Source organism: Lysinibacillus sp. FJAT-14222, assembly GCF_001278875.1.
Taxonomy (GTDB): Bacteria; Bacillota; Bacilli; order Bacillales_A; family Planococcaceae; genus Lysinibacillus; species Lysinibacillus agricola.
Map to the genome: position 1 here is coordinate 42,891 of NZ_LIYL01000033.1, position 17,561 is coordinate 60,451.

The 17,561-nt window shown below is 36.8% G+C and carries 16 protein-coding genes and 2 pseudogenes; 13 read left to right on the top strand and 5 right to left on the bottom strand.

The features are described from left to right. Nucleotides 1-32: 32 nt before the first annotated feature. The 4 genes from AN161_RS14730 (at nt 33) to AN161_RS14745 (ending at nt 3,982) form a co-directional block, all read left to right on the top strand. Complete coding sequence (locus AN161_RS14730; protein ID WP_053595099.1) at nt 33-773, top strand: MerR family transcriptional regulator; 741 nt, start codon at nt 33-35, stop codon at nt 771-773. After that, nucleotides 763-2,484 (top strand): ABC transporter ATP-binding protein, encoded by a 1,722-nt coding sequence (locus AN161_RS14735; protein ID WP_241774570.1) that lies wholly within the window; start codon nt 763-765, stop codon nt 2,482-2,484. The genes AN161_RS14730 and AN161_RS14735 overlap by 11 nt, the downstream gene beginning before the upstream one ends. 168 nt (nt 2,485-2,652) lie before the next feature. After that, a complete protein-coding gene (locus tag AN161_RS14740; protein ID WP_053595101.1) occupies nt 2,653-3,531 on the top strand; it encodes an AraC family transcriptional regulator in 879 nt (292 codons plus the stop codon). A gap of 244 nt (nt 3,532-3,775) precedes the next feature. Next, on the top strand, nt 3,776-3,982 hold the full coding sequence (locus AN161_RS14745; protein ID WP_053595102.1) for a hypothetical protein: 207 nt from the start codon (nt 3,776-3,778) through the stop codon (nt 3,980-3,982). Between the two features lie 121 nt (nt 3,983-4,103). Here the strand turns inward: AN161_RS14745 and AN161_RS30615 are convergent. Further along, nucleotides 4,104-4,295 (bottom strand): annotated as a pseudogene (locus tag AN161_RS30615) (hypothetical protein); the annotation flags it as partial. 281 nt (nt 4,296-4,576) lie between these two features. Here AN161_RS30615 and AN161_RS28240 point away from each other — a divergent pair. Both AN161_RS28240 and ltrA read left to right on the top strand, forming a co-directional pair. Then, a complete protein-coding gene (locus AN161_RS28240; RefSeq protein ID WP_053595103.1) occupies nt 4,577-5,017 on the top strand; it encodes a hypothetical protein in 441 nt (146 codons plus the stop codon). 872 nt (nt 5,018-5,889) lie between these two features. Next, entirely contained in the window at nt 5,890-7,665 is a 1,776-nt protein-coding gene (gene ltrA / locus AN161_RS14755; RefSeq protein ID WP_053595115.1) for a group II intron reverse transcriptase/maturase, read from the top strand. Nucleotides 7,666-7,846: 181 nt separating this feature from the next. Here the strand turns inward: ltrA and AN161_RS14760 are convergent. From AN161_RS14760 to AN161_RS14775, 4 genes and pseudogenes are all read right to left on the bottom strand, one after another. Then, nucleotides 7,847-8,164, bottom strand: a pseudogene (locus AN161_RS14760) (tyrosine-type recombinase/integrase); the annotation flags it as partial. Between the two features lie 62 nt (nt 8,165-8,226). Then, complete coding sequence (locus AN161_RS14765; RefSeq protein WP_082340108.1) at nt 8,227-9,009, bottom strand: SDR family oxidoreductase; 783 nt, start codon at nt 9,007-9,009, stop codon at nt 8,227-8,229. A 171-nt stretch (nt 9,010-9,180) separates the two neighbouring features. Continuing rightward, nucleotides 9,181-9,771 carry a hypothetical protein gene (locus AN161_RS14770; protein WP_053595105.1) on the bottom strand — a complete coding sequence of 197 codons (591 nt, stop codon included), beginning with the start codon at nt 9,769-9,771 and terminating at the stop codon, nt 9,181-9,183. Nucleotides 9,772-10,133: 362 nt separating this feature from the next. Then, nucleotides 10,134-10,382: a ferredoxin gene (locus AN161_RS14775; RefSeq protein ID WP_004232564.1), complete on the bottom strand. Its 249-nt coding sequence runs from the start codon at nt 10,380-10,382 to the stop codon at nt 10,134-10,136. A 109-nt stretch (nt 10,383-10,491) separates the two neighbouring features. On the opposite strand from AN161_RS14775, the gene AN161_RS14780 reads away from it, so the two are divergent. The 7 genes from AN161_RS14780 (at nt 10,492) to AN161_RS30345 (ending at nt 17,458) form a co-directional block, all read left to right on the top strand. Further along, nucleotides 10,492-11,520, top strand: coding sequence for a helix-turn-helix domain-containing protein (locus tag AN161_RS14780; RefSeq protein ID WP_053595106.1), 1,029 nt, complete (start codon nt 10,492-10,494; stop codon nt 11,518-11,520). Continuing rightward, nucleotides 11,521-12,963 carry a RecQ family ATP-dependent DNA helicase gene (locus AN161_RS14785; protein WP_053595107.1) on the top strand — a complete coding sequence of 481 codons (1,443 nt, stop codon included), beginning with the start codon at nt 11,521-11,523 and terminating at the stop codon, nt 12,961-12,963. A gap of 207 nt (nt 12,964-13,170) precedes the next feature. Next, on the top strand, nt 13,171-13,971 hold the full coding sequence (locus tag AN161_RS14790; protein WP_053595108.1) for a LysM peptidoglycan-binding domain-containing protein: 801 nt from the start codon (nt 13,171-13,173) through the stop codon (nt 13,969-13,971). Between the two features lie 159 nt (nt 13,972-14,130). Beyond that, a complete protein-coding gene (locus AN161_RS14795; RefSeq protein WP_053595109.1) occupies nt 14,131-14,886 on the top strand; it encodes a metallophosphoesterase in 756 nt (251 codons plus the stop codon). 293 nt (nt 14,887-15,179) lie between these two features. Next, nucleotides 15,180-16,145 (top strand): YpdA family putative bacillithiol disulfide reductase, encoded by a 966-nt coding sequence (locus tag AN161_RS14800; protein WP_053595110.1) that lies wholly within the window; start codon nt 15,180-15,182, stop codon nt 16,143-16,145. Between the two features lie 577 nt (nt 16,146-16,722). Continuing rightward, nucleotides 16,723-17,232, top strand: a complete 510-nt coding sequence (locus AN161_RS14805) for a glycerol-3-phosphate acyltransferase (protein ID WP_241774571.1) — start codon at nt 16,723-16,725, stop codon at nt 17,230-17,232. Continuing rightward, nucleotides 17,198-17,458 carry a hypothetical protein gene (locus AN161_RS30345; protein WP_143114813.1) on the top strand — a complete coding sequence of 87 codons (261 nt, stop codon included), beginning with the start codon at nt 17,198-17,200 and terminating at the stop codon, nt 17,456-17,458. Before AN161_RS14805 ends, AN161_RS30345 begins: the two co-directional genes overlap by 35 nt. Nucleotides 17,459-17,561 lie beyond the last annotated feature (103 nt).

The window sequence follows — 17,561 nt, forward strand, 5'->3', positions numbered from 1 at the left end:
GAATTTATACTGAAGAAAAGGGAGATGAAAATATGTATTCAATTGGTCAATTTGCGAAAAAGACGGGGCTAACGGTACGAGCGTTACGATTTTATAGTGAAAAGGGTTTGCTAGAACCATGTTTTATTTCAGATTCGGGACATCGTTATTACGATGACGATAGCATTGAAACAATTCAAAAAATAGTAACATTAAAATATTTAGATTACTCATTGGAGGAGATTGAAGATCTTTTACGGAATGGAGAACAGCAGCTAATAGATTCATTTAAGTTTCAAAAACTACAACTAGAGAAGAAGCGAAACCAAATTGATCGTGTTATTGCGAGCTTGGATCAGGCGATTGAAATAGGAAAACAAAGTGAAGTAATTGATACATCAATTTTTTTAACGGTGATTTTTAACTTACTAAAAGAAGATGAACAAAGGGACTATTGGCGAAGTATATTACCTGATGAGTTGGTAGAGCGCCTATTTGATTTTTCAGGAATGAATATTATTGAATTAAATCAAAAATACATAGATTTAGCAAATCAGTTGAAGCAGGCATACATTCAACCGACTCAAGACGAATATTTGAAATCGTTAATCGAGCAGTTATTCTCACTAATTCCACAAGATATAGTAGAAGAGTTAGTAGAAGTATTAAAGGAATATGAGGATATTCAACTAAATGAATGGTTATTTCCTACACCCTTTACAAAGGAAGAGGAAGAGTGGTTGATTTCGCAGGCTGACAGACTTGGGGTGTATGGAGGTTTGGATGATGAATAATTCTGTAAGAGGAATTTGGCAGCTTGTTAATAGTAATCGATTGTCGAAGCAACTCACGATAGGCACTCTTTTACTAAGTATCGTTGAAACACTTATCGGATTGGCTGTTCCCTTAGTTACGATGAGAATGATCAATGACTTTTCAACGATTGGCTTTTCATTGCAGGCGATATTATTAGTAGGTGCATTTCTAATTTCCCAAGCCGTACTGAGTGGAGTAACGTTTTATATGATGCGTAAACTTGGGGAAAGAATTGTGGCTAATTTGCGCAATACGGTATGGGCACATGTTTTACGGTTACGTATTCCTTACTTTGATGCACATGAATCTGGTGAAACAATGAGCAGAATTACACAAGATTCTAATGTTATTAAGGAGCTTATTACAGATCATTTGATTAGTTTTATTTCGGGTTTATTTGCTATTGTTGGTGCAGTAATAATATTAATTATCATTGATTGGAAAATGACACTACTGATGCTAATTGCGGTTCCAGTAGCAATTTTATTGACATTGCCTCTTGGACAACGTATTCATAAAATCGCGAAAGCAAATCAAGACGAACTTGCTAGTTTTACTGGACAGTTGGGACGTGTATTAACGAATATTCGACTCGTGAAAGTTTCGCAAACAGAAAATTTTGAGCAGCAAAATGGGGAAGAAAAAATTCATCATTTGTATCGATTTGGGTTAAAGGAAGCAAAAATTTTAGCGGTTTTATCACCGATTATGACGTTAATTATGATGGTCGTGCTCATATTATTATTTGGATATGGTGGCGCAAAAGTAGCAACTGGTGCGATTTCAGCAGGTGAACTTGTAGCGATTATGATTTACCTTGTGCAAATTATTATGCCATTTACGCAAATGGCAACATTTTTCACTGCACTTCAAAAAGCGATGGGGGCAACGGAACGATTACAAGAAATTTTGAACGAACCAATCGAAGGGCATGGGATGAATGCTATTTCTTCTCCCAATGAGTCGATTGCTTTTGAAAATGTTGCGTTTCAATACAATGATAACCCTATTTTAAAAGGTATTTCCTTTACGATTCCAGCAGGAAAAACAACCGCATTGGTTAGTGCCAGTGGGGGAGGAAAGACCACAATGTTTTCATTAATAGAACAATTTTATGATGTAACAGATGGTACTATTCGATTTGGAAAACAGCCTATTGAAAGCATCGATTTAAAGCAGTGGCGTAGTTTATTTGGGTATGTATCGCAAGAAGCACCACTCATGAATGGAACAATTCGAGATAATGTAACTTATGGCAAAAGTGACGTTTTAGAAGCAGATACTATAAGTGCATTAAAAAACGCTTATGCATGGGATTTTGTCCAACAATTTGAAAAAGGGTTAGATACAGAAGTAGGGGAGGGAGGAATTAAATTATCAGGTGGGCAAAGGCAGCGGATAGCGATAGCACGTGCATTATTCCGAAATCCAGCGATATTATTATTAGATGAAGCAACATCTAACCTTGATAATGACTCAGAGAGAGAAGTACAAAAGGCATTCGAGCATGTAATGAAAGAACGTACAACGGTTATTATTGCACATCGCTTATCGACAATTACACATGCGGATCAAATTCTAGTGTTTGAGGATGGTCTGATTACTGGTTCTGGAAAACATGAGGAACTTCAAGAAAACCATACTTACTATAAACAGCTAATTAAATTAATGACGACAGAAGCTATATAATGATTGATTATCGAGTTTGAATAAAGTAGTAAAGTTGTTACATAGTGAAGCAAATTGAATCGCACTTACTGTAATATTTACTCAAATATAGAATGAGTAGTAAAATAGCAATTAATATCAAAAAACAATATTATAAATCCTCTGAAATTAGGAAGTAAGGTGAGCAATATGTATAGCGAAGTAACTCAAGATGTAATTTGTTCTTTAGAAGAGTGTTTACTAGATGATTGGCAGTTAGATGATTATGCATCGCATATTGGCTATTCAAAATTTCATTTATCACGTATTTTCAAACAAGAAACTGGATTGACGATAAGTGAATATATTCGAAAACGAAGACTGGCAACAGCAGCAATGTATTTATTATATTCAGATGAATCGATACTTCAAATTGCGTTTGAGTTACGCTATCAATCACAAGAAGCATTCACACGTTCTTTTAAAGAGCTATATAAAATGCCACCTGGCAAATATCGCAAAATTATGCGAACACTTCAAGGGACGGAGGAAAAAGATATGAGTGATTTAACGACAATTAAAGGATGGATTTTAAGTGGTTCACACCCAACTTTTTATGAAATGAAAGCCGATGGACAAGTATTTCATACAGGCATGAAATCAGGTTTACTGTCTTCGAAAACAGATGTAGGTGAAGGTCAATTCGGGACAATGATGCAAAGCTTTTCAGCAGAATATTGGCTAGGAAAACGTATAAAACTGTCTTGTTTCTTAAAAACAGACGAAGTTGTAAAATGTGGAGTTTGGTGTCGAGTAGATAATAGTACAGGTGATGCGATTCAGTTTGATAACATGGATAATAGACCTATTCAGGGTACAACGGACTGGAACTTCTATTCGATTGTATTAGATGTACCAAAGGAAAGTGCTTCTATTCATTTCGGTGTTCTATTAACAGGAACAGGTAAAGTGTGGGCTGATGGATTTAAGTTTGAAGAAGTAGATTTATCTGTTACATCAACTAATATGCTTGGTCAAGAAGAAAATTTGCCATTAGAGCCGATTAATTTAGGGTTTGATGAAGGGTGATTATAATTATGTTTACTTAATTAAAATGACATATTTAATTTTTTTACTTAAAAGCTGTTTTCCTAAAGATTGTTGCTATAAAATGCTGTAGCGTGCGAGGACTTATGTTAAATATTAACTACCTATAATGAGGTATATTAAAAAACATTTAAAAGCACATACTTTTTATAGTAAACACTTTATAAGGTACATTTGAATGTGTTGTATTATTTCCGAAAAATATACATAAAAAGGGGACATAAGAGTGTCAAAAATTCCGATTACTTTAAAGTGGATGATTGCTATCGGTATTATTGGTATCGGTATTACTATTATCCTTACTTCATTTTACTTTTTACAAGACCACCAATATTATAGATGGATAAAATGGGCAGGTTTCATTTTGTTTTTTGCAGGGATTATATTAGCACCATTTGCTAAAGAATCTAATCAAAAAAATGTAAAAAACTAGATAAATTTATTAAATAGGCTGTCTATGGACAGTCTGGTTTTATCCCTGTCCAACGTTCCTTTTACTGCATATTTTCTATCAGATATTCATTCAACATAGCGACGAAACCACTGAAATCTGATTAAAGAGCATCTGAATAAAGGTGCTTTTTGTTTTTTCTTAAAACTTCAACTGTGAAATAGTGAGATTTTTGACAAGCTGAGATAAGCATTTGTTCTACCCGATTTTCAAATGCTAAGTTTTTATGTATCTCAAGCCAACGATACCAATAAAGGTAACTATCCAAATGAACTTTTGATAAACGGAAAAATTGAAGTGGTAGAAATTATTGATGATTTCTCATATTAAATTCTGGAAAGTCGTTAAAGGTATGAATGCAGTAATACGTTTAATATGAGATATATTTAACTTACGGGGTGCAATAGTTAAACAAGGTGTTGCAGGAGCAGCATCTTTTTTGTTGTGCTAAAGGTGCGGGTTAGTTGAAATAGCAATTTTTGCTTCTGTTTTCGAAAAGAGTAATTAGAAAAGCCAATGTTCACTGTGTATACTTGTGAATATAATAATAATATGGGATTAAAAGGAGGAGAGTTAATGGATTTATTTAATTTTGCGATAGCGTTCCAAATGCTGTTGTTTCTTTATTTTGAAGTAACAACCCTTGTTAATCTTTATCCGTGGAATGATTTATCAAAATACTCAACAAAGGAAAAAATCATTGAGGCAACTGTAAACGGAATTATTATCATTCTTTGTATAGGATTGTTTATTACACAGATAAAATGGTTAATGATTATTTCGGTGGTCTTTTGGTTTGTATTTTTATTTATGCAACTTCTAAATTGGTGGATGCCTTATCTTACTGGGAAGTATTTAAAGCAATTTCCAAAAACTCTATATGAAACTCATTTTAAAAATACACTTAAATTATTACCTCCAATAAAAGATCATATTATTCCAGACCTTCAACATAATGTTTTACAAATAATATCATTGATAACTTTCATTTTAAGTGCATTAGTCTTAATCACTTAACATAATCACTTAAACTTTGTAAATCGATAACATTGTGATATTTTACACTTAAAGTAACGGGTGCATTAATTGGTGCGACACGTTCCTGGCTCAAATGAATTGTGGTTAACACAATCTCGGTAAAGGTCAGGCAATTTATGTTTTTAATTGAAGGATATTATCAAGAAGTCGAATGATGAGGTAACGCTCAGAAAGGCTCCCCCTGCGTCGAATAGCACACTGTTTAGTAAGGAAAAGCGTGTTATAAGCTCGGTTAATAGGCGTAAGAATTTACCGTAACAGTTCGGCTGACGAAACCCTACCCGATGGGGTGGTGTAAATCATAATGCTTGGGTTGAATAGATATGGTGAGAATGTATGATAGACACATAAGGTTAGTGTACTACTGGCGAACTTCCGAATGTACGGGTCTAGACGCACATAATATAGAAATGTACTAACTACTATCATGTAGGGTTAGCTATGGATGAGTAAGAATCAACTATATGAAAGTCCATCTTGTGTTACAGGCACTTGCAACGCTAACAGGCTCATAGGAAGCACCTAAGTTTGTTCCATAATAGATAATATTCAACGTGGTAAGCTGATAACGTGGAGAGCTTACTCTTGATGAAGCGTTGAGAAGGAAAATAATCGTGAGATTAGCGAGTGTATAACTTCTCTTTATATCAGTGAAAGTGGTGGTATAGTACCGTTGAAGCGTGTAATGAACGTGGAGGGATTGCCACTAGATTAATGCAAGATTTATTCACCATGCAAGGCAGTTTTTCAACGATTAATAAGGTTCCTGCGAGACTAATAGAGGTTCAGCTCCAAAAGGAGCCACCGACTTGTTAAAACGAAAGAAATTGAGGCATAGCGAGTATTATGACATGCAGTATCATTTCGATACGTTATATGCTCAAAGTGCTAATGGTCAAAATTTTTATGATTTAGTAGAACTGATGCAATCGGATGAAAATATCCGACTTGCCTACCGTAACATTAAGAAAAATACAGGTAGTCAAACGGCTGGGATTGATGGACTTGCCATCAATGATGTAAAAAGTCTTTCCATTTCAGAAGTCATCGAGAATGTACAAAAAATGTTCTCATACTACCAACCGCAAGCTGTTCGACGTGTTTTGATTCCGAAGGCAAATGGAAAAACGCGTCCGTTAGGTATTCCAACGATTTGGGATAGGTTGTTCCAACAATGCATCTTGCAAGTGTTAGAACCAATATGTGAAGCGAGATTTTATAAGCATAGTTACGGATTCAGACCGAATCGTAGCACACATCATGCCAAAGCACGCTTTGAAACATTAATTAATCGAGGATGCTTTTATCATTGTGTAGATGTTGATATAAAAGGCTTTTTCGATAACGTGAACCATGCGAAACTGCTTAAACAATTGTGGGCAATAGGGATTCGGGATAAAGCTTTATTATCTATTATTTCTCGTTTATTAAAAGCAGAAATTGTTGGTGAGGGTTTACCGATAAAAGGTACACCACAAGGTGGGATTCTCTCTCCATTATTATCAAACATCGTATTAAACGAACTTGATTGGTGGGTTAGTCATCAGTGGGAAAACTTCCAGACGAAAAAAGTCTATAAAACACCACCAAACAAGATGCAAGCTTTAAAAAAGACCAACCTAAAACCTTGTTATATTGTCCGTTATGCGGATGATTTTAAAATTTTATGTCGAACTCGTTCACAGGCGATAAGAATGTATTATGCGGTAACTGATTTTCTGAGAAATCGCCTCTATTTAGAGGTTAGCGAAGAGAAATCAAAAGTAGTAAATTTAAAGAAAAACTCCTCAGAATTTTTGGGGTTCCGCATAAAAGCTCATCGAAAGAAAACAGCGAAACGTACGCTATATGTTGCACACTCTCACATGACGGAAAAAGCACTGAAAAACGCTCAACTAACGATTAAACAAGCTGTAAAAGCGATTCAGAAACATCAATCAGTAGAAAATGTATGGCGGTTTAATACGGTTGTAATGGGGATTCAAAATTATTACGCCGCAGCGTCACACGTCACAAAAGATTTAAATAAGCTGAACCACCGCACACATCGAACTATGCATAATCGACTGAAAGAAATGAGAAAAGAAGCAGCGTTCACAGACCTCACGAAATCGTTACAGAAACGGTATGAAGGATACGAATGTATGTTGTACAAGATTAAAGAAATGACGCTCGTTCCTATTCATGCCCAACGTTGCCGAGTTAATCTCAATTTCTCACAGGACATTTGTAATTATACTACCGAAGGTAGACACAAAATCCATCGCAATCAACGAGCGATTCCTAAAGAAATCCTCGCTTATGTGATGAAACAATTTATTCCACAACGCTCCATTGAATATAATGATAATCGCATTAGTCGGTTTATTGCTCAATATGGAAAATGTGCTGTAACTGGTGTTTCACTAGGTTTCAATGGTTGGCACTGTCACCATAAAACACCGTATTATTTAACACAGGATGATTCCTATGGCAATTTAATGATTATCCATGAATCAATCCACCGACTAATCCACTTAAAAGACCTCGAGAAAATACAAATGCTCCTCAAAGCATTGAAATTAGATGAAAAGCAACTACTGAAAGTAAATGAATTGCGTAAGAAATGTCTGAACGCCACAATCTGATTCTACATGACAACTTAGCCTACACATAAAAATTGAATAAATTGGATTAATGGGAACGCCGTATGCTGGGAAACTCGCACGTACGGTGTGAAGTGGGGGAAAAGCCGGAGATAACGTCAAAGGCTTACCTATCACTATAACAGAGAAACATTTATTATGGTGTTTCTCTGTTTTAAATAAACTAAAAGTACTTCTGATAAAATTCCTTCCTAAGCTTTCCACTTAGTTGTGCATTAATACGAGTAGTTTCATTTTTTTCATGCCTCATTAAACTTTGAATTACTTCAATGGGTGCGCCATTGTTTAATAGATGTGTAGCGTAACTATGTCTTAACTGATGGGGGTGTATATCTTTATTTATTCCAGCACGACTGGATATTCGTTTAATGATATACCTCACTTGTGCAATACTCATACGATGTGGATTTCTTTCAGTAACAAAAATTGCTGGATCTCTATCTTGACGACTTTCAATGTATCTTTTAAACCAAATATCACAACATAATATCCTCTAATTATTATAGTCTATTTAAAATGATGATCTTTCATGCTTCTTTGTATTTAACCCATAATATTGTAGCCTGCGTCGATGTAAATCGTTTCGCCTGTCACACCGCGTGATAAGTGAGAAAGCATCACGATTGTCATATCTGCCACTTCGTCTTGTTGAACATTACGTTTTAATGGAGCTGTTTCTTCGATCTTGTGTAAAATTGTATTGAAGGAAGGAACTCCTTTTGCAGCAAGTGTGCGAATCGCTCCAGCTGAAATAGCATTGACGCGAATATTATCTTTACCAATATCTGCAGCAAGATAGCGCATAGATGCCTCTAATGCAGCTTTCGCTACACCCATGACGTTGTAGCCATCAAGGACACGCTCTGCTCCTAAGTAACTCATTGTTACGATAGAACCGCCTTCAGTCATATAAGGATGTGCGGCTTTTGCTGCTGAAATAAGGGAATAGGCACTAGTATCTTGTGCAAATGCATAGCCATCACGAGTTGTATTTAAGAAGCGATTGTGTAAATCTTCTGCATTAGCAAAGGCTACTGAGTGCACGATACCATGGATAATGCCTACTTTTGTACCGATTTCATCGAAAGCTGCTTTTGTGCTTTCGTCGCTGTTGACGTCACATTGTACGATCAGTGAATCAGATTGCCCGATTTTCTCTAATTGCATTTGTAACTTTTTTAATGAACGTTCTTGGCGATATGTGAAAATAACATTTGCACCTACGTCAAATAAACGTTTTGCGATACCCCAAGCAATACTTCGATCGTTTGCCACGCCCATTACGACAATATTCTTATCTTTTAATTGTAATAAATTATCCATCATCTATAAGAACCCCTTTATGAAATAATATCTGTTATTAGTACCAACTACTAAAATCTTATCATACATAAAAAATGGTTGCAATAACAAGATGAAAAGAGTGTACAACTTTACTAGGAAAGGCACAAAAAAATTCATCTCCATTTAGTTAGAGACGAATCCAATAGATGGTATTTAAATTTTAGGTGACTCATACATATCTAATGCACTGTAAACTGCGCTGTGTACTGCAATCCTAAAACAGTTTTGTGTACGAATAGCCTGTGCAATTATTTTGATGGCTCTTGTTTGATCTTTGTGAAACGCTGTGTCGCTAGATAGAAGATCATCATTCAAATGAGCTAGAAAATAGGGTTGCTGAAACATTTGCTCTAAAAGGTCCGCCGTATCACTTTGAACAACTATGTTATAGGCCCAGAGGTCAATAGCTTTGCCAAGCTGGAAAGCGACAAAATAGAATAAATTATCATCATTTCTCTCGATAATTTTACGAATAATTTGAATTTTTTTGAGCTCTTCCATTAAAAAAATGTTAATTGAATAGTGCATTGCCTTTGAAGAATTTAAAAAAAGATTATTTTCCTGATGAGATTTTAAAAAGAACCAGCTATTTAAAATAATAGCCCAAGAATCTAATGCATTCATACACTTAGACTGAAAATCAGGAAAAATAGTTTGCCATTTTGCTGCAAGGTTTTTAAATTGATTAATATGGTCTTCATCAATATGGTATAAACTATGATCTGTTTCTAATTGATTAAACATTATCATTCCCCCAATAGATTTTATGTATATCCTGAGTAGGAAAATCAACTATACAATCAACTAAATCTCAGTGTTATGTTCCTTGGCCTTGGTGTTTGCAACGTGAGGATGAAAAATTAATTAAGAAGGCACCCAGTTAAGGATGCCTTTAGGGATATTAATGAAATATCAATTTCGCCTTGGCGTAATTGCGTCCGGATTTTGAATTGTGCTTGCACAATTCATTCCTTTCAAAATCCGTGACATCCGCCGGAGGCTTTATCTTCATTCAGTAGGTGTTTGGACACCCACTTAAAAGGGAACACATCAGCATTCATCTCACTACCTTCAGAGGTGGGATGAGTGCTGAATGAAGATAAAAACTATTCGAATTTTAATGAGTCGCCATCAAAAGTTTCGTCTGCTACTTTGATTGAGTCAGTTGGGCAACCTTCGAAAGCATCTTGCATGTCTTCTAATAGATCTTCTGGAACTTCAGCAGTTCCCATGTTATCATCTAAAATAACGAAGGCAATACCTTCATCATCATAATCATAAATATCTGGTGCTGCGGCTCCGCAAGCGCCACAAGCGATGCATGTATCTTTATCAACAATTGTGTATTTAGCCATTTTTTTTTTCTCTCCTTTTACGATGTTCCTACAAAGCTTCATACTCATTTTAAAGATGTTTATCTTACATTTCAACATAAATACTATTAAATTGGAGGAATTTGCGTCTATGTTTCATCAAATTTTATTGCAAATCTTTCAAAAACTCAATAACGAACGAACGATTTCTGCTGCCTATCATGTCTTGAGAGGAAAGCGCTCAGGCCAGACTATTCAAGACATCGGCCTATTTCAGCTACATAATTATTTCGGGCTATTACCTAAGTTGCCTAGGGCGACATTCGATGAGGCTGTATCTTTATTTTTGCAGTATAGTTGGTTAAAAATACAAGAATCCGGTCACTATTCCATGGAAAAGCTAGGTCTACAGCGAGCGGAGCAGACACCTGATTTTTTATTTGATGGATGGCACTATCGGGGAAATGAGCATGTATTTTTTGCAAGGCTCTCGTTAATTGTACAAAGTTTATCCTATCAAAGTGCTGGGATTCGTTCTTTTTCTCCAATAAGTAGGGATACGAATATTCAGTCTTGGGTTCGCACTTTTTTACTCGAGCATAACTACCAAGATGGGCGTTTACAGCAGCAATTATTGGAGGAATGTGAACGCGTGCTTTCTGGATTATCTTTATCTGAAGCTAACAAACAGCTTGTCCTCTATCGATTGAGTGGCCACAGTTTACCAGGATGGACTTGGCAGCAGCTTGCTAGTGAACGTAAGGAAGCAGTTTTAGATTGTCAATTAGCGTTAATAGAGTTGCTACATACATTATTAAATGAAGTCCATCAGACAAATGATTATCCGTTACTTCGTAAAATAGCAGAGGAGCTAAGAGTAAAAGCATTACTAACCGATTCAGCTCAGCAAACGGCACATTTATATGAGCAAGGATACTCGATTGAACAGATTGTGCAAATAAGAAAGCTAAAACAAAGTACAATTGAGGATCATTTAGTAGAATTAGCCATGTATGAACCGAACTTTTCGATTGGTCCGTTCGTCTCATATGAAGAAGCGGAAAAAGTTTGGCGGGCATCGAAACAATATCAAACAAAAAAATTGAAAACATTGCATGAAGTGGTTGAAGGTATGAGTTATTTTCAGTTAAAGCTTGTCCTCGCGAAAGGAGAAGTATAGATGGAACTTGAACAAACATTGGCAAAGCATTTTGGCTACACAGCATTTCGTCCAGGTCAAAAAGAGGTCATTGGGGCAATTCTAGAAGGAAAAGATGTTCTTGCTTTATTACCAACAGGGATGGGTAAGTCACTTTGTTACCAGTTACCAGGGTATATCTTGCAGAAGCCAGTATTAATTGTTTCTCCGCTACTTTCGCTCATGCAGGATCAAGTAGAGGAGCTAAAACGCATTGGTGAAAAGAGAGTAGTCGCCTTAAATTCATTTTTAACCGTAAGTGAAAAACGATATGTATTACATTTTTTAGAGCAGTTTCGTTTTATTTTCACATCACCAGAAATGCTTTTACAGCAACAAGTTCAGGACAAGCTCTCACAAATGCAGCTAGGTCTTATCGTAGTAGATGAGGCACATTGTATTTCTCAGTGGGGCTTTGATTTTCGACCAGATTATTTACGAATTGGACAATGGTTCTCACAAGTAAATCGTCCACCAGTTTTAGCATTATCAGCGACTGCGACGAACAAAGTAGTCAATGAAATACGAGATACATTGTCGCTACATACACCATTTGAGTTTTTGTACAATGTGGATCGACCAAACATTCATCTTGGACGTGTCATTTTTGAGGACAGGGCAGATAAAGTACACTGGATTATTCAACATATAAAAGAGACTGCAGGACCAGGTATTCTATATATGTCCTCTCGGAAGCGTGCAGAACAGTACAGTGAAGCACTAATCCAGGCAGGTATACGCGCAGCAGCGTATCATGCAGGCTATGGGGCTGAGGATCGCCAGTTTACTCAGCAGCAATTTATTGACGGAGAACTAGACTGGATTGTGGCAACAAATGCTTTTGGGATGGGTATCAATAAGTCAGATATTCGTCAAATTGTCCATGAAACGATGCCTGCTAATGTAGAAAATTATATGCAGGAAATTGGCCGTGCGGGGCGTGATGGTCAACCGGCGCTCGCAATTTTACTTTATTGTGATGGTGACGAGGAGCTTGCGAAATTTGTTGTAACAGGCGATTTGCCAACATCTGGTCATGTCGATCGTTATCAGGAACTACTAAATCAACAAGTACAGCCTTCACAAATGCTGAAAAACGGAGAGTTGAGTGAGACTGCTTTTCGTGTTCTTGATTACTGGCTACAACAAGAAACCATGGAACAAGTTAAAGTACGTCTAAATCATTTGGCACTGGAAAAATACCGTGCTGTCGACGAAATGCAAAAAATTACTCAGACAAAAGACTGTATTCGCACGCAGCTAGTCGGGTATTTTGGGCAAAAATTGCTGAAAAAACCGGAAAACTGTTGTGAAAATTGTGGAATCCATTATGATGAAATCAATAAAGTACGCTTGAAGGAAGAGAAAAAAATAGAAATGATCCCGTGGAAAAGTCGGTTAAAGCAACTTTTGATGGGTTTTTAGAGGCTCATCATCGTAAGTTGGGGTGACATTTTGTTAAAACGTATGTCATGTGAACAAGTTGATTGGAGTGAAGACTGAACGCCCTCAGGAAAGCACCCAGTCGCAACGAAGAACCTTTTTAGACTATAACTGACGGTCATTTACTTTTTTCGCAAAATTCGTCATAATAGAATGATAGAATGCGTAGTAAGGTTGGAGGAAAGACGAATGAGTAAAGAAGATTACCGCGATAAAATCGAAGAACATCGTCAATCTTTTGAGGAAGAACAAGAAGAACAGCAAGCTTTATCTAGAGTTTCAAGAATGAATAAAAATGGAAGCAACAATAATAAGCCAAAAAATACAAAACGAAAAACGCCACTAATGACGATTCTTTTTGTAATCTTTATTTTAATTCCATTATCATTATTAATCTATTTTGCGAAATTCTACGAACCTGGTCAAACGATTGAAGAGGCAGAAAAAAACTCTGAAGATTTTGTAGAAATTGACAAAACAGGAAGTAAAGCTGAAGCATCTTCAACTAACAAAAATAAAGAAGACGATAAAGCAGACAAAGCAAAGGATCAATCCAAGAAAGACGCTGAAAAGTTAACAGCTGAACAGAAGGCGGCTGAGGAAACGAAAAAGGCCGAAGCAGCCAAGAAGGCCGAAACAGCCAAGAAGGCAGAAGAAGCTAGAAAAGTGGAAGAAGCAAGAAAGGCAGAGGAAGCTAAAAAAGCTGAGCAAGCTAGAATAGCACAGCAACAACAAGCTGAGGCGGCAAGAAAAGCGGAAGAGGCGAAAAAAGCTGACCAAGCGCGCAAAGCCGAAGAAGCACGTAAAGCTGAGGAAGCGAAACAAGCTGCAAAAGCAAGTACCCATACTGTAAAGCAAAATGAAAATCTATATCGTATTGCATTGAATCACTACGGTGATGGAAGTGAAGCAACACTAGCAAAAATCCGTGCCGCAAACGGTATGTCTTCTAATACTTTAACAGTTGGGCAAGTTATTAAGCTACCATAAGAAAAGCGGGTATCATTCTTTGGCAATGATGTTTTTCTAGTATAAAATAATGGACAAACGTTAACACCAAATAAGGTGAGACGTGCGTCTGATTTAGTGAAAAGACGATTCGTTATAATGAAGAATCGTCTTTTTGCTTTCGTAAGGAGATGTTAGGGAATGATTTATATTGGACTATTTGTTTTAGTAGTCATCGCGTTCCTGCTTTATATGTTGAAGGTGGCACATGAAAATAATGTTTTACATCATCAATTGTTATTAAAGGGTGAACAAGAAAAGATTCGACTATTTTTTATTTCGGATACACATTTACGCAAAATTAACCGTCAGATGATTGAGAAATTAGATGGTCAATTTGATGCTGTTATTATTGGTGGAGATTTTGCGGATGGACGCACACCTATTCCGCGTATTCATGACAACCTAAAATTATTAACTCCTTTAGGACCAACTTATTTTGTATGGGGTAATAATGACAGAGAAGTAGGTGAAGAGCGTTTCCGAAATATTTTACAGGAACATGGTGTTCAGATTATTGCCAATGATGCTATATTACTACCTAAAAAAAACCGCTTTTGGCTAAATGCAATTGAAGACACAACTACAAGGAAAAATAGCTTTGATGAAGCATTTGCAAAGGTAGGAGAGAAAGACTTAGTTGTTTTCATCGCACATAACCCTGGTGTTTTTGCAAGAGTCCGTGCTAAATTCAGGGCAGATTTAATGATTGGTGGGCATTTACACGGTGGTCAAATTAGAATTGGTCCATACGGAGTGCATCCAAACGGCTCTTATCGGGAGCGTGAGGGTGTGATGACGTTAGTAAGTAACGGCTATGGTACGACATTATTACCTTTCCGACTTGGTGCGAGACCACAATGTCATATTATTGACATTGAAATTTCGGGTAAATAAACAACCAAAACTTGATAGAAGGCGTATAATGGAAGCGATGATCGATTTATCCCGCATTAACGGACAGTAATTTATCTGTACTGAAAGCGAATCGTCAACTACAAGATTCCCACCTCAAAATTCAACGAGAGCAAAGAAGTTAGGTGGGAGACTAACTGCCCGTAAAAACCCGATTGATGAAGACAAATAATCAGTGAGGATGAAGAAAGCTCCCACTGATTAAAGTTTCGCTTTAGTGAAAGTAAAGTATTGGCAAATTAATGCTGATACGAATTTGATAGGAGTGTCAAGAAATGCAACAAGTAGATGCAATTATTGTTGGGGGAGGCCCATGTGGTTTAGCAGCAGCAATAGCCTTGCAAAATATTGGATTAAAGCCAGTTGTAATTGAAAAAGGAAATATCGTAAATGCGATTTACAATTATCCTACGCATCAAACTTTTTTTAGTACGAGTGAACGTTTAGCAATCGGTGAAGTGCCTTTTATTATTGAAGGACGTAAGCCGAAGCGAAACCAAGCACTAGTTTATTATCGAGAAGTTGTGCGTTTGAAAGATATTCAAGTAAACCGCTTCGAAAAAGTAAATAGCGTTGTAAAAAATGGAGCAGTGTTTACAGTAACGACAGATAAAGAGGTTTATGAAACATCTTATGTAGTGATCGCAACTGGCTACTATGACCATCCAAATTATTTAAACATTCCAGGTGAGAAATTACCGAAAGTATTCCATTACTTTAAAGAGGGACATGAATTTTTCGATACGGATGTTCTTGTAATAGGTGGGAAAAATTCGGCAGTGGATGCGGCGCTTGAGTTGAATAAGGCAGGAGCACGCGTCACTGTTGTCTATCGTGGTAGTGAGTATTCATCTAGCATCAAGCCATGGGTTTTACCAGAATTTGAAGGAGTAGTACGAAATGAAGAAGTCCAAATGCATTTCAATACAAATATACTGGAAATCCGTGAGCATGAGGTCGTAGTAGAAATTGATGGTAGCAAGAAAACTTTAAAAAATGATTTTGTTTTTGCGATGACAGGTTATCATCCAGATCATTCATTTATTCGAGCAATGGGTGTCTCTATTGATTATGAAACGGGTCGTCCTTTCTTTAATGCAGAAACTATGGAAACAAATGTAGAAGGACTTTTCATTGCAGGAGTTATTGCAGCTGGAAATAATGCCAATGAAATTTTTATTGAAAATGGCCGATTCCATGGCGATTGTATTGCAAAGACAATTGCAAAAAGAGCAAACTAGCAATAGGAGCTGTATAGGCATATAAGCTTATACAGCTTTTTTTAAGTGACGGATAGAAAGGCAGAGCGACGAAAAGAGAAAGCCGAGCGACGGATAGAAAAGGGAGAGCGACGGATAGAAGAGGCAAAGTGCCAGATAAAAAAAGTCAAAACGATTAATAGACATTAAAAAATGTCATAAATAATGTTAACAATACATAATTTCGGATCACCACCAAAACTTAGGGATAACATTTGTTAAAACTTATGCCATATATAAGTCGATTGGAGTGAGGCTGGTCGGCTCCTTGGGATTAGCGACACAGATGAGTCCCCGGAGCGAGCATAGTAGAGGAACGAAGGCTAAAAACATCAAATCCTGTGATAACGCCTTCGTACCCAATAACTAGTTGCAGCCCTCCGCTTACGCACAAACAACACCTAGTTGTCCCAAACGGCTCATCGGGCGCCCCTAGTAAAGCACCCAGTCGAAACGGAAATCAACCCCACGTTAAGGTGATGAGCTATAATTTTTGTAAAAAAGGTGTGAAAGAACGCTTGGATTTTACTGGATGCTTAGTTATATAATAGGGAATTTTATGACGGCATATTTCGTTGGAAAAGCGTATGGTGTTAATTTACAGGAAGAGAGAAGTAAAAACTTAGGGGCTCGAAACGCTGGTAGTGTTATTGGAAAAGGTGCTTTTATATGGACTTTTTTAGGGGATTCTTTAAAGGGGGCGCTCGTTGTAGGGTTAGGGCGTTTATGGCATTTCGAAGAATGGGCAATAGTTCTAGGTGCTTGTTTAGTTATGCTCGGTCATTTGTTTCCGGTTTGGCTTAAGTTTAATGGTGGAAAAGGGGTAGCAACTTTTATTGGTGTAGGTCTAGCATTATCACCAAGTTTATTTTTAATGATGGTTTTAGGAACAGCTATTACCCTTAGTTCGACCGTTGTGAGTGGAAAAGCTGTTGGTGCACTTTATAGTGGCTTGGCTTTTGTTTTTTCGCAAAACATTGTGAAATCTTCCGCAACATTGCCTGCATATCTCGATTTAGCTCATTACCAGCAAGGTGCTATTCCGTTTAGTACTTGTTGGAAATGTTGAAGCGGCATTACAGGCATATCCTGCACGCTATGAACTGCTACAGCAGCGCTTTAATACTCTACTGCAGCTTCCGTTCATGCACTATAGACTTTCAACAACACATTATCCAATGTTAATAACATTAAAATATCCGAAGTCTCTGTCCAATTTACATATGAATTTAACATTAAATGGACTATTTGTTCATGGAGATAGTAGCTATTTACCTGACTACTCCCACAGCTAAAGCAGTGGGGTTCTTATATACTTAATAGAAGCGTTACAAAGCTCTCCACAGATGGTGTTGCCATGTCCTGTGTACAACATCTTTGATTTATCCTCTGTTCCAT